The sequence below is a fragment of the Mesorhizobium sp. M0408 genome (assembly GCF_040321495.1).
Taxonomy (GTDB): domain Bacteria; phylum Pseudomonadota; class Alphaproteobacteria; order Rhizobiales; family Rhizobiaceae; genus Mesorhizobium.
Genome location: NZ_JAMYRO010000037.1, coordinates 44,986 through 58,307, shown reverse-complemented (window position 1 = coordinate 58,307; position 13,322 = coordinate 44,986). Strand labels below are relative to the sequence as shown.

The following is a 13,322-nucleotide window of genomic DNA, read 5'->3' as shown; positions in this document are numbered from 1 at the left end:
TCATGCGCCGGATTCGTCAGTGGTTGATCTGAATCCCCCCGCACCGTTCGAGTTGCGTGACCATGCTCGTTCTGTGCCGGCGGCGCCTGCCGGGCCAGCGTTCGCCAGGGCTGAGGAGACGCCCTCCGCGGTTGGCGAGGCCGCGGTGGCCGAAAGGTGGGCTCGGTTGCAAAAGCAGACGGTCGACGCTGATTTGTCGGGATATTTCGACTCGATTCCGCACGCGGACCTTCTACGATCGCCATGGGAGGCGCAACTCATGACGCAAGGGAGCGGACAAGAACACGCCGCGGCGCCCTACGCCGGAGGCAGTGGGTCGATGCTAGGTGCCTCGGTGCTGCAGCCGGGTCACTCAACGGCGCGCCATCTTCATGCGCCGGATTCGTCAGTGGTTGATCTGAATCCCCCCGCACCGTCCGAGTTGCGTGACCATGCTCGTTCTGTGCCGGCGGCGGTGCAGCCAGATCCTCCAATAGGGGTCTCCGGTCCCGATAAGCGTCCTCTTTATTCCAACGATGCGACCGTTGTCGAAGGGCTGAGGTCAGCATTGGAGAGCACGGTCAAGCGCCATGTAAATTCTCTTCTCGGCTTTGGTCGTTGGCTCTTTGATAATAACAGGCCGGGATTTGCTGCTCGGCTTCACGAGGAGTCGCTGGATCCGGATCTCAAGGAGTACGAGAGCAAGAGTGGCTCCTCGGACGTGGCTAGAGCAGTGGGTCATCTCAAGACGTGGGCGGGCGGAGCGCCAGTGCTGGACCGCGCCGCTGTCCTGAATAATCCCGACCCTGCCGACGCCGCGCTCATCAGAGATTACACAGCGGCTCCTATCAAAGAGTACAAGGCAGCGCCGACCGGGCCGAATCCCGGTACCATTCAGACCTATGGATCTGCTCCTAGACGTTTCAGTGAATACCTGGTTGAAAACCACAAGCCGGGGATTGCGGCTCGGCTTCACGAGGAGTCGCTGGATGAAGATGCCAAGCGCTATGTGAACTCCGGTGGTAACCGGAGGATCAGTGCACTAGCTCATCTCCGGAAGTTCGCACCCGGGCGCGAAATTGCCCTTGCTGCTCGTCCGGAAGACGCAGTCGGCATGGAGTCTCGTGCCATTGGAGACGCCGCTGCGCAGCATAGCGGGCCGCAGAAGGCATTGGGTCGGCCAGAGAAGCCCCCTGGGAAAGCTAAAGACGGGCGGGTGCTCGGCGCATTGGAATGGCTAGGCGACGAACATATCCAGAGGGATTACCAGCTCCTGGAGCAGGAGTTGCAGGGGAACAATCCAGATCTCGCCGCCCGGACGCGGTTCGTGGATCCCCTCGTAGCCAATTATCATCTGCGCTTGGGCTCCGCGAGCGTCATGCTAAGCGCATTCCAGCGCATCGTCCATAAGAACGGTAACGACACAGCCGACTTCCTGTTCGTGCCAGTGAGCGATGCCGGTACGACTCGTGAGGAGCGCGGCACCCATTGGTCGCTGCTGTTCGTTGATCGCCGCGAGCGGGCACGGCCGGTTGCCTATCATTATGACTCCTACAACGGATGCAATGACACGCTTGCAAAAGAGCTCGCAGAAAATCTGGGCGCCAGCCTGGAGACCCGCGTGGGCGTATCCCGCATCGCCCAGCAGAGCAACGGGGTGGATTGCGGAGTCTACGTGGTGGACGGCACGCGGGCCCTGGTTGGGCGATTGCAATCGCAGCCAGATGACCTGAACCTCAACAACCTCGTCGTCAATCGGCAGGCACTACAAACCCGCCTCAGGGGTGACGATACATTCGGAACGGCAAATAATCTCATGAGCTTTGAACTCATGGACCGACAGGCCCGAGACGCGGTTAAGGAAAGCCCCGTTGGGACGTTTCACCAGCAGATCAAGCGGCTCGGCCAGTCAGCGCCAGACGTTGCTCCCGGGGACCCATTTAAATTTCAAAGTCTTGAGAGCAAGGGGGACGCCGCTGCGCAGCACAGCGGGCCGCAGGAGGAATACAGTTGGCCAGAGTATCTCCCCCCTGGGAAAGCTAATGAAGACGCCGCTGGTCTGCCATCGTCTTTCGTGCCAACTGGGCCCCATCACCAAGCCTCGGATCCCGCAGGGTCCTTTCGTCCCCTGAGCTGGCGCCACGGCGACCAGCACGCGCCGGACGAGCGGATCGCTGCACAGGACAGGAGCAACCAGCTATCAAGCGAGGAGATCCTCATCAACCGTGAGCATGATACAGCGGAGTTGAGACCAGCGAAGGGGCAAAGGACCCTGAACAGTCGTCTGCAGGACGTTGCCACTGAGCCGCAGCTGAGCGAGATCGGCAATTCAGGCGCTCGCGTGCTGATGCAGGCCCCCACCCATCAAGTGGGTGCATTGCCATGGGAGGCGCAGCCCATGATGCAAGGGAGCGGACAAGAACACGCCGCGGCGCCGTACGCCGGAGGCAGTGGCGAGCACCTGGCACCGCATACCGGAGGCAGTGGGTCGATGCTGGGTGCCTCGGTGCTGCAGCCGGGTCACTCAACGGCGCGCCATCATCATGCGCCGGATTCGTCAGTGGTTGATCTGAATCCCCCCGCACCGTTCGAGTTGCGTGACCATGCTCGTTCTGTGCCGGCGGCGGTGCAGCCAGATCCTCCAATAGTGGTCTCCGGTCACGACCAGCGTCCTCTTTATTCCAACGATGCGACCGTTGTCGAAGGGCTGAGGTCAGCACTCTATGCCGGTAAGGTCCAGGAGAGCACGGTCAAGCGCCATGTAGATTCTCTTCTCGGCTTTGGTCATTGGCTCTTTAAAAACAACAAGCCGGGATTTGCCGCTCGGCTTAACGATTCGTCGCTGGATCCGGATCTCAAGGAGTACCAGCGCAAGAGTGGCTCCTCGGACGTGGCTGGGTCACTAGGTCGTCTCAAGACGTGGGCGGGCGGAGCGCCAGTGCTGGGCCGCGCTGTCCTGAATCCCGACCCTGCCGACGCCGCGCTCATCAGAGAGTACACAGCGGCTCACATCAAAGAGTACAAGGGAGCGCCTGCGACCGGGCCGAATCCCGGTACCATTCAGGTCTATGGGTCTGCTCTTAGACGTTTCAGTCAATGCCTGGTTGAAAACAAAAAGCCGCGGATTGCGGATCGGCTTCACGAGGGGTCGCTGGATGAAGATGCCAAGCGCTATATGAACTCCGCTGGGATCAGTGCACTAGCTCATCTCCGGAAGTTCGCACCCGGGCGCAAAATTGCCCTTGCTGCTCGTCGGGAAGACGCAGTCGGCATGGAGGCTCGTGCCATTGGGGACGCCGCTGCGCAGACCGCGGCACAAGCTCATGGCCACGCAGGAGAGCAGGGACCCATCTCTCGAGCTCAACAAGTCGCGCCAGCGCCGTTTGAACGGCACTTGGGCAAGAAGCGCGAGGCCCTGGACGGACTGACGAGTACACTTGACAGGAGCAACCTCGTGAACAGCGGGGGCGTCATCATAAACAATGAACATTACACAGCGCTGTTGAGACCGGCGAAGAGGCAGAGGACTGATAATCCGCAAAGCCGCGCCATGGGGCGGCAACTGAGCGAAGCAACCACGACGTCCATCAGCCAAGCCTCCGATCAAGCCCGAGCGGACCTAATGGCTTCCTTCAGAAGCAGGGAGCGCTCCGACGCGGGGCGTTGAGCTCCATGGCTGGGGTCAAATCGCCAAACCGACGCAAATTGTCGGACAGGGGAGGCCGCTGAGCCTCATCCGCTTCGATGAGAGCGGCGTCGGCGGGTTCTGTCGCAAACTTTTCGGAAAGGTCATTTGCCGCAAAAAATCGCTTGCGGCATCGCGACGAGCACTGAAGTCGATCAGCAGCCGCAAGAGCCAGTATGTCAGCAACCGGGCTCGAACACATCTCAACCGGTGAAAAGGTTCTCGAAGTCCGCGAGGCCCCCGCGGCGGCCATCATCATGTACGCGCTGCGGCACCTCGAAACCGCTTCCCTTGGCGTCGGATCAATCGTGTTGAATCAGCAAGCCTGGCCCCAGGAGGCGGTTTCAGGTTTCAGGTGCATGGCGCAGTACTATTCACAAGAGGGTGCGAACGGGGCATAGCGTGCGCACTCGAAGGCGTCAGCGGGAGCGTCAGCTACATAGTCGATAACACGCGCTTTTTACCTCGGTCTCGGCTCGCAACGATGGATTGCTAACGGCGAACTCATGCTGGTCGGCAAGGCGATACTGGCTGGAGCATCAACTCGGCCGACGAGAGTGGCCACACCATCCTAGACAGGATCGGCCGATATGCCCGGCATCGCCGCTCTGCAAAAAGCACAGCGGGCATCCAGACGTTGCCGGGTTGACTATGGGTGTCCGAACCGCGAAAAGAGGCCGCTCTTTCTGAGTGGCGTGCGCCGGCAGTCTAACCCCAAGCCCCCCGCCCGGGCTGCCGGCGCGCTTCTAGGAACATCGAGGTAGATGACGAGACTCCGAACTACATTTCCAAAGCTATCGGTGGATTCACATTTCAAGCCCAATCGATTTCCTACAGCCAGGCGTTGCGGCTGCTCAATGACGAGTAATCTCATCAACGTCTGCCACCATTAAAATTGAGGAAGGTGCGATACTTTTCGGATCGCATTCTGAAACGCATCTTTGAAAGCCAGACAGGCGCCCTCCCGGAGCCGACGCCCTTGACGAAAGCAGACGGGGGGCTCTCCACAGAATCAACTCGATGAGCCGCTGCGTGGATTGGCGCAGGACTTTGACGATACAGTTTGATGTGAGGCTAGGTATGAACCCGCGAAATAGTAATCCATCCCGTGTAACAGCTTTGTCGCAGGTGCAGGACGCCGGCTTGGAAGACGGGCAAGCGGTCCAGGCCCGGCGAGTGGGCTTTGAGCAACACGTGTCCGAGGCGCTCCGGCCGCTGTTCGATGGTCGAGCTGACGAGCCGCCTACCGGTCCAGAGGAGCTTCTGCGACTGGAACAGGGGTTTCGCGAGGTGCTTCAGCGAGGGCAGGATCATCAAGCCGCCTCGTCTTTTTTCAGCGATCCAAGGATGCCCGCTGGACGGGATGACCCCAAGGGAAGCGTGTCGGACGCTTTCGCAGCAGCCGGCTCTAGGCACGCCGGAGTTGAGGCCGCCGCCTCGCCAGTGTTAGCTGCCAGCCAACAGCAGATCCGGCCCTCGCCAGTTGCGTTTGACCGACCGGTATCATCCTCGGCTGCTGCAGGCGTGCGCTTGTATGCCCCTTCGATGATCTCTCGGAAGACCAGTTCCGAAAACTGCGATCAGTTGCCCGCCTTGTGCTGCCGCCTCGCCGTCGAGGTCGAAACGCCCGCGAATCAATGGAAGGTCAGCGGGCCATGGGGGCAGAGTGCAACGGTGTCTACACCGCCTATTTGAGGGGAGAGGTACACTTGGCTTTCCTGTTCCAGCAGCATCCGGCCGCACACCGACGCGATGGGGAGCTAGAATTCAAATCGGACCTTCGCAAGGCACGCACCGCGGATCAAACGCCGTTCGTTTGGGAAAAATGGCTCAGTACCGACAAAGCTTCTGTAATGGCCCTAGTGGCCTCGGTTGCACTCTTGGTCGCGATACAGTGGCAAGACCCCCAGATCAACGAGGCGGTCCTAAGCGAACTGCGGACGATTCAGATCAACTACGCATTGCTCCAGCGAGACGTCGCCCGCGCCGACATGGTATTGGACTTCCGTTCCGTTGCTTCTACCGGGCAAGCATTAAAAAGGAACCTTCAAAACTACCAACGCCTTGTTGAGATTTCGCCCAATGAGAGCTCCGGGGTGCACTCCAGGTTGCTTGCACAGCTCAAAAAGTCCCTCGAAAACACAGAAGCTGCCATCTCGGCCTCGGCCGCGCAAAATGAGCTTCTGCAAAGCTCTCTCGTGCGCTTTGCTCGCTCGGCTAATCGCCTTCGGGGGGGAGTGTCGAACAGGCCTGAATTTTCCAATCTGATCCTTCAATTTTCGGCCAGACCGGGATTCAGCCTCGCATTACAAATCGATCAGTCTCTCGGCCGACTTCCTCCTAGCCAGGACCAAGCCACGGAGGATGTTGCCCGCGAGGGCCGCGCTATCCTGTCCTCAATGTTGAGGTTGGACCGCGCTGTCAATCGGATCCCATCCTTCGACACGTTCGCCAAGGCTGCCGAATTGGAGCGAGAACATCTGAAAGCCTACAGCTTCGCCAGCGCGCAAGCGCAGCGTACACGACTTTTCTTTGGCTTGGTGTCCATATGCCTCTGCTTGTTTGCGACCATTCGAGCCTCCACGCTGCATGTGCGGACGAACCGGTTGGAAAGGCGGTTAGAGCTTGAAGCGGCAATGAGTGAGATCGAAGCTTGCTTCATCGACAGTCAAGCAACGAAGGCTTCGCGGCGCTTCTCCACCGAAGCAGCGCTTAGACTCATTCAATGCGTTTTCGATGCGGATCAATGCGCGCTTGCTCTGGTGGATCCGAGTATCAGCAGGAATACCGAGTACTTTGTCGCGAACAAGCGCATGCGCGTCTGGAACGCCACGCTAATCCATGAAGTCGTCTCACTTGTACACCCGGAACAGCCAGTGTTTCGCGTCGTTCCGGCGTCGGAAGTGGTTCGGACTGCCGTAGGCACTACCGGTGTTTGTCAAATTGTTGGTTGCAGGGCCTCCGATCAGCAGGCTGCGGTTTGTATCCTTGTTTTTGAAGGAGATCGCTCACCACCCTCCACAGACGACCTCCTGGTTCTGGCGAGCGCTACTGTGCGTTTAGGCAACCATCTTGAAATGCAACGTGTACACACGGAACGTAACCTTTTTGAGAGTCGATGGGAGCATGCGGAAAGGCTGACGGCTGTCGGCACAATCGCAAGCGGCGTTACACATGAATTCAATAATGTTCTAGGAGCAATAGTCGGCTACGCAGAGATGGCTAAAGGTCTTGTGCGCCGCCCCTCGAGAATTCGGGGCCACATCGGCCAAATTATCTTGGCCAGCAACCGAGCCAAGCTGATTATTGATCAAATTTTGTCACTAAGCCGAAATCGCAAGCGCGTGACGATGCCTTTCGACGTCTCGGAGAGTGTAATGGATCTCGCGCCATTGCTGCGGGTTACACTTCGTGCGGATGTTCAGTTGAACTTCAAGATCGACGAGTGGCAAACGGTGATCGAGGGCAGCCCGACCGAGATACAGCAGATCCTTATGAATCTATGCAAGAACGCGTCGGAGGCTCTTTTGAATGAGGGCCGTGTCGAGATTAGCGTTTCTCGCGCTCACGTCTGTCAAACGAAGCCCGTGGCTAAGGGCACCTTGAAACCGGGAGATTACGTTCTCCTCTCCATCAGCGACGATGGCCAAGGAATCGCAAGTTCGGTGCTTCCGCATATCTTTGAGCCCTTTTTTACCACGCGCTCTCGCGTCGGCGGGACCGGACTGGGTCTTGCTGCAGTGGACCGCCATGTGAGCGCGCTCGCAGGATGCCTTGACGTCACCTCGGCTGTTGGCCGAGGTACACGCTTCGATCTCTACTTACCGGCCTGCGCTGAGGAGCAGGTCAGAGCTGATAGCGCTTCCGGTCCATACGATGGATCACTTGGCAATGGGGAAATCATTGCAGTCGTGGAGCCCGATCCAGCAGCGTTGGAGATCTACAACGATAAGATCGCCGCGCTTGGTTATAAGCCTGTCGGCTTCGCGACCTTCGAAAGTCTTTGCGACTGGATCGAGAGCGGGAAGGCAGCCGACCTCCTAATTTTCGATAAAGCGACTTTCCTCGGGCCAGGACAGCCCGAAGCCGTACGTACCACCCTGATGACGGTGCCCATCATCGTCGTTGGTGGAAGCGACCCCATGCGGATCACATCTGGTAATCAGACCTTCGTCCTTTGGCTAGCCAAACCGGTCTCGTCCAGGACGATGGAGCATGCAATTCGTAGGATGATAATGGCATGATGCCGCCGACGCGCTCAGGATACCGAGCTACCGAGGCAGTCGGAGGCGGAGCCGGCTGGGATCCAGCAAATACAAGAGCGTCGGACGATCTCTGCGCACCCGGCTCATGGCGAGTTCCCCTCGAACACTGTCGTCGGCTTCCGCCCAAGGAAGGGCTCCCCGACCACGGCAAACCTGCCGCCGTGCTCGTGACCGTCAAGGACAAGTCGCCGCGCGATGGGGTCTGCGGGCCTCCATCCTTGACAAGTCACTGCGCGCTGGCGGCGACAGGCGACGGGTAATATAAGGTCGGGACGAGGAGATGGTCGCCAATCGGTCACGCAAGATGGTTGACGAAATTGACTCGAGAGCAAAGCTTGACAATCATCGCCCCATTCACGCCAGACTTCTCCTGTGCGTTCATCATCGGCTACGGCTCCTCGCCGCCGGACAAGGCTATCGCCGCCCGGCCGGGCAAGCGATATCCCAGGTTCCGACGTGTTCCTTTCATGCTTGATGGACCTAGGCCCCGGCAGGGCGGGAGCATGAGGCTGGGTTCTCGGTCGCGGATCTGTGAGGCAAGCACGGGGTAAGCGACGGCTCGACCCACCGTTGGGAAGGCCGGCTTCGGCAGGGAGGTGCGGCCTCGGCGTTGAGAGGCATCGGATCGGGTGTAGCAGGACTTTCGAACTAACTGCCGACAACACACTGGATAGGCTGTTCTCGTCGTTCGGTCCAGTTCACCTCGCCTATGTCGACATTTTACGGCGCTTCACTAACCGGGCACCGCACGATGGCAACTCGTTCTCTCCGGCAAAAGATACTCCCTGTGTTAGCTTCCGTGTTGTGTGCTTGCCCTCACCTGCGGGATACGTAAGGCCATCCCTAAAAGCATCGAATGCGGCAGCGACAGCGCGAACCCCAAAGCGATGCTCCCGCCGTACGCGGACAAAACCGTTTTCGAAGTCCACTATTCCGTCCTTGGCCAGCATCGCCAAACGCTCATCTGAACCGCGAAGACGGATCGGATCAGATCCGTGGGCGACACAGATTGCCGGCACGTCAGCCTCGAAATCGCACATTAATCGCTCGATGATTGCGGCTCGCAGGCGGTCGTCGTCTGTGAGGCGATGGCCCTTCGATGTCGCCAGTCGGCCAGCTGCGATGTGCCGGATGTAGAAATCCCGTGTAACTTCGTTTTGAACGTACCCCTGGCCGATGCGGCCGATAGCCGACGCGCCGAAACCGATCAGGGTTCTGCAGGTATCGGCAGAGTAGCCCAACGAGTTACGTCGCAGGCGACCTGTTTCCTGTGCCAGCGCGAGCTCGTCGTCCGGCAAGGCGAAATGGTCGAGCCCGATCTGTCGGTAGCCGGCGGCAATCAGCGTCACGGCGACAGCCGCATACTGTTCAGCGCGGGCAGCGCTGTCGGGAAGAAATTCCGCCTCGATGAGGCGCTGGTTCTTTATTTGGGATGGGATATGCGAGTAGCCGAACAAGGCAAGCCAGTCGGGGCGCATGGCGACCGCTGCCCTCGCCGTCTCGACGCACGACTCCACCGTTTGACGCGGCAGGCGTCCCATGGTGATAACAAACCACGTTGCCGCTGAGCTCGCCTGTGTCTTTGCGTTATGCCAGTCCGTTCCGCTTAGATGTCTTGGCTGTTCCCGCCGAGACCTCACGCGCACCGTTTTATTCCCACCATCCCTCCCCGTCAGCTCCGCCTGGGAAATTCTGCCAGCTTGCCGGATCCGACGAGATAATGCAGCGCTGGGACGGACTTTGCTCGCCAGCTAGCGACCGTGGTGATCTCTGCCAAAAGGACGAGGCCATGAACGCGATCGGCGCTAACGGTGGCGGTTTGTATAAGCCTTGGGGTGGGAACTGGGCCCTCTATGCTGGCGCCACATACAAGCTCAACGAGACAACTTCGTTCTACCTTCGCCTCTCCCGGTGACCAGCTCTCAGTAGCGTCGCGGCAAACGTTGCCTATGGGCTTCTTTTCGATTTCACAGCTACGGCGACTCCAAACTCAGCAGTCGGCAAGATGGAAGCTTCCAACGGGAACTGCCCAATGCGAACAAGAAGAGCAGTGTCGGCAGTAATCCTGCGCCTCGAACGCTCATCCTAACGCCGTGAAGCGTTGAGCTCCGAGGTTGAGCAGACCAAGCCCGCAACACGCTCCAAGAGAACGGCGCATAGAAGCCATACGAGATTGTAGCCTAGCCTCGGGGCCGGACGTTGTTTCATATCAGACCGGTGGGGATGAAGCCTGCCATCCAGCACCCGGTCAGTTTCAGGTCAAACTTGAACTCCCAGTCGGGTCAGAACGCGATCAACTGGCAGTCCGACGCACTTAAAAATGACAAATGGATCGCCTGCTTTTGGGCCATCCATGGGGAATTCGGGCGCGAGAGAACAAGCTCACACAGCATAAGCGAAGCTCCAGGCGAATCTTGCGCTGGCCGAGGCAGAACCATGTTTAAAGCTGCCTGTTTTCCACCTCGAACCTGTCTGAGTCCGGCCGATCGTCATAGATCGGCCAAAGCATCGGCCAGATGGCTCCCCCAATTACGGTTTGTGCATAGTTGTCAGTGCGATAGGCCTGCCGAACATCGGCCATGATCATCATCGGCAGCATCGATTTGTGTCCAAGCCTGGCAGCGGTGGCAGTGCCGAGGCCCGCAAGTCCGCATGCCGACGATCGGCCAGAAGATCGGCCAAACAATCTGGTCAACTGAAAATTTATGTTTATAATCGCGCATTTGGCGGAACCCAAGATCGGCCAATATGGAAGAGAGCGTACAGCGCATCGAACCGGCACGCCTACCCGATGTATCCGAAACTATCTCGGATGCGCTGGTAGAGCTGTCGGCGACGTCGGCTGTTTTGGGCAAAAGCCTGCACTCGCGTACCGCAGCCAACCTAGCCGATCTCGTGCGCATCATGAACACCTACTACAGCAACTTGATCGAAGGCCACGATACGCGCCCGCGCGACATCGAACGGGCGCTGGTCGGAAACTTCGATCGAGACGAGAACCGCCGCAATCTGCAGCTCGAGGCGGCCGCGCACGTTCGCCTGCAAGCCGAGATCGACCGCCTGGCTGCCGATGGGCAGTTGCCGGAACCAGCATCGGTAGGTTTTCTTCGATGGCTGCACGCGGAATTCTATCGCGATGCCGAAGCGCCCATGCTGACCATCAAGGGTGCCGGCCGTGAGTTCGTCATGGCGCCAGGTGAGTGGCGATCGAAGCCAGAGCATGACGTCGCCATCGGCCGGCATGAACCGCCTTCGAGCGATCGCGTCAACGATTTCATGCAATACTTTGCCATGCGTTATCGCTTCGATAAGCTGGGCAAGGCCGGACGCATCCTGACCATTCCTGCCGCGCATCACCGCTTCAACTACATTCACCCGTTTCCGGACGGCAACGGACGCGTCAGCCGATTGATGAGCCACGCCATGGCCCATCAGGCCGGGATCGCCGCGCACGGGCTGTGGTCGATCTCACGAGGCTTGGCACGTGGCGTGAAAAGCCGAATGGATTACAAGAGCATGATGGATCATGCCGATATGCCCCGCCAGGGTGATCTCGACGGACGTGGCAACCTCTCCGAACGCGCGCTCGGCGATTTTACCTTATGGTTCCTGCAGGCGTGTATCGATCAGGTGAGCTTCATGACCGGATTGTTCGATCTCGACACGTTGGCCAAGCGGCTGTATCGCCATGTGGAGCGCAGTGGTCTGAAGCCCGAAGCAGGCCGCCTCGTGGAGGAAGCGCTCACGCGCGGTGAGTTTGACCGCGGCGAGGCATCCCGTATTAGCGGACTACCCGAACGTACGGCGCGTCGACTGTTCAATGACGTAATCGCGCTCGGACTATTGGCGTCGGAAACGCCAAAGGGCCCAGTGTCCCTACGCTTTCCGGCGGACGCTCTGGACGCGCTGTTTCCGAAGCTTTTTCCGGAAACCTAAAAGCATAGGGCGCTCACGATCTTAAGCCACTTCTCCTCGGAACCGGAAAGATTGTCGCCGGATCGCCCGAAGCCGCAGACCACCTCGTCGACAGCATGAGGATGTCGTGTTTGCGCAGCACCGCCTGAACCTTTGGAAAATAATCCTCCTGTGGCACCAGCATGCCGCCGGCGCCCATGATCGGCTCGGCGAGCGGATCAGGGCGTCGAGTTCCTGGGCCAGGCGCGTTGTCCGCCGGCCGGCAGACCATCCAGATAGTGAAATGGCCGCGCCGCGAATATGACGGGAAGCGGCGGCAGGTTGAAGGACTTGTGCATGTGCGGCAGGCCACTCAGCGCCGCGCCCGTGAGCGCCAGCGAGTGGTCGTCGGCGGGCTCGATGGCGCTATCAGGTCGGGGACTCGACCTCTATGATCATCACCGATTTAATTCAAATTTGTCTGTATATATTGACGATTGCACTACCTTCACCTCGTAAACGGCAATGCGGGCGGATAGAGAGGGTCCTATGATATGACAAGCGATTTTTCCGCCGCCCGAGGGCATTTAGATCGAGCGTATGACTACCTTTGTGGGGATGACCCGATGAGTCAAAGGGGCCGCGAAGCCTTGGATCTGCTAATTGAGGCGGTTGCCGTCGAAGAGTTCAAGCAGCCACGCCAAAGCGCGGAGGTGCTAAGGTTTCCGATCGGGCGCCGCTGCTGAGGTCATCTCCACGGCTGCCATGTAGCCTCAGGTGGCAGGGACTCGCCGCCCCGTGAGGGCCGGGAGAACGCATTGGCAAAAGGAAAGCCCACTTGCCAGACCCGCGCCGGCCGGCGTGGTAAGAAGGCCGGCGGATTCCCAAGCGGAGACATTGACGCCGGACTATGACGTTCTTTGCATCGGCAATGCAGCGCCGGCAACACCGCCGCCGGCGTAGGCAGCTTCGGCGGGCGCGCCGCCTTCTTCGGCAGGTGTGGAACGACCTCTCGGCGAGATCTACGCCCACGACATCCACGCCCAGGGCGTCGCCTTCGACACCGAACCGCTAGTGGGACAACCACCGACGGCATGCTCGATGATCTTCATCACGCCCGATGGCGAGCGCTTATCTCGGCGCCTGCTTCGAACTCGGCCCCGACGATGTCGAACGGGACAAGGCTTCGGGCACCAAGGTCACTTATTTCGAGGGCTATCTGGGGGACCCGCCGCGCGCCAAGCAAGCGATCCGGCAGACCGCGCGGCTGGCGCATGCCGCTGGGCGCGAAGTGTCGATGACGCTGTCGTATTCGTTTTGAGTCGACCCCTACCGCGACGAGTTCGTCGAGCTGATCCGCTCCGGCACGGCAGCAGCAGGTCGTCTGGATCGCCGGGACTATCCGGGTGAGTACGTCGGGGTAGTGTGCTGAGAGTTCTGCAAATTCGCTGAGAGGGGGCGGTCATGGCAGGCTGGTGATTGTTCACGTCACCTGATTC

Annotated in this window: 6 protein-coding genes and 3 pseudogenes; 6 read left to right on the top strand and 3 right to left on the bottom strand. The window is 59.4% G+C overall.

Features of this window, described 5'->3' with window-relative positions:
- Nucleotides 1-388: 388 nt before the first annotated feature.
- On the top strand, nt 389-3,646 hold the full coding sequence (locus tag NKI67_RS29645; protein ID WP_352648335.1) for a Ulp1 family isopeptidase: 3,258 nt from the start codon (nt 389-391) through the stop codon (nt 3,644-3,646).
- Between the two features lie 781 nt (nt 3,647-4,427).
- Nucleotides 4,428-4,688: pseudogene (locus NKI67_RS29640) on the top strand (type IV secretion system ATPase VirD4); the annotation flags it as partial.
- Between the two features lie 50 nt (nt 4,689-4,738).
- On the opposite strand, the gene NKI67_RS29635 reads toward NKI67_RS29640, so the two are convergent.
- Nucleotides 4,739-4,978 carry a hypothetical protein gene (locus tag NKI67_RS29635; protein ID WP_352622007.1) on the bottom strand — a complete coding sequence of 80 codons (240 nt, stop codon included), beginning with the start codon at nt 4,976-4,978 and terminating at the stop codon, nt 4,739-4,741.
- 395 nt (nt 4,979-5,373) lie between these two features.
- On the opposite strand from NKI67_RS29635, the gene NKI67_RS29630 reads away from it, so the two are divergent.
- Entirely contained in the window at nt 5,374-7,908 is a 2,535-nt protein-coding gene (locus NKI67_RS29630) for a two-component system VirA-like sensor kinase (protein ID WP_352648333.1), read from the top strand.
- 860 nt (nt 7,909-8,768) lie between these two features.
- On the opposite strand, the pseudogene NKI67_RS29625 reads toward NKI67_RS29630, so the two are convergent.
- Together NKI67_RS29625 and NKI67_RS29620 are read right to left on the bottom strand one after the other, a co-directional pair.
- A pseudogene (locus tag NKI67_RS29625) lies at nt 8,769-9,461 on the bottom strand (oxygen-independent coproporphyrinogen III oxidase); the annotation flags it as partial.
- A 908-nt stretch (nt 9,462-10,369) separates the two neighbouring features.
- Nucleotides 10,370-10,528 carry a hypothetical protein gene (locus tag NKI67_RS29620; RefSeq protein ID WP_023679701.1) on the bottom strand — a complete coding sequence of 53 codons (159 nt, stop codon included), beginning with the start codon at nt 10,526-10,528 and terminating at the stop codon, nt 10,370-10,372.
- A gap of 149 nt (nt 10,529-10,677) precedes the next feature.
- Between NKI67_RS29620 and NKI67_RS29615 the strand changes: the two genes are divergently transcribed.
- From NKI67_RS29615 to NKI67_RS29605, 3 genes and pseudogenes are all read left to right on the top strand, one after another.
- Entirely contained in the window at nt 10,678-11,865 is a 1,188-nt protein-coding gene (locus tag NKI67_RS29615; RefSeq protein WP_023679700.1) for a Fic family protein, read from the top strand.
- A gap of 512 nt (nt 11,866-12,377) precedes the next feature.
- Nucleotides 12,378-12,569 (top strand): hypothetical protein, encoded by a 192-nt coding sequence (locus NKI67_RS29610; protein WP_023679698.1) that lies wholly within the window; start codon nt 12,378-12,380, stop codon nt 12,567-12,569.
- A 189-nt stretch (nt 12,570-12,758) separates the two neighbouring features.
- Nucleotides 12,759-13,141 (top strand): annotated as a pseudogene (locus NKI67_RS29605) (PfkB family carbohydrate kinase); the annotation flags it as partial.
- Nucleotides 13,142-13,322 lie beyond the last annotated feature (181 nt).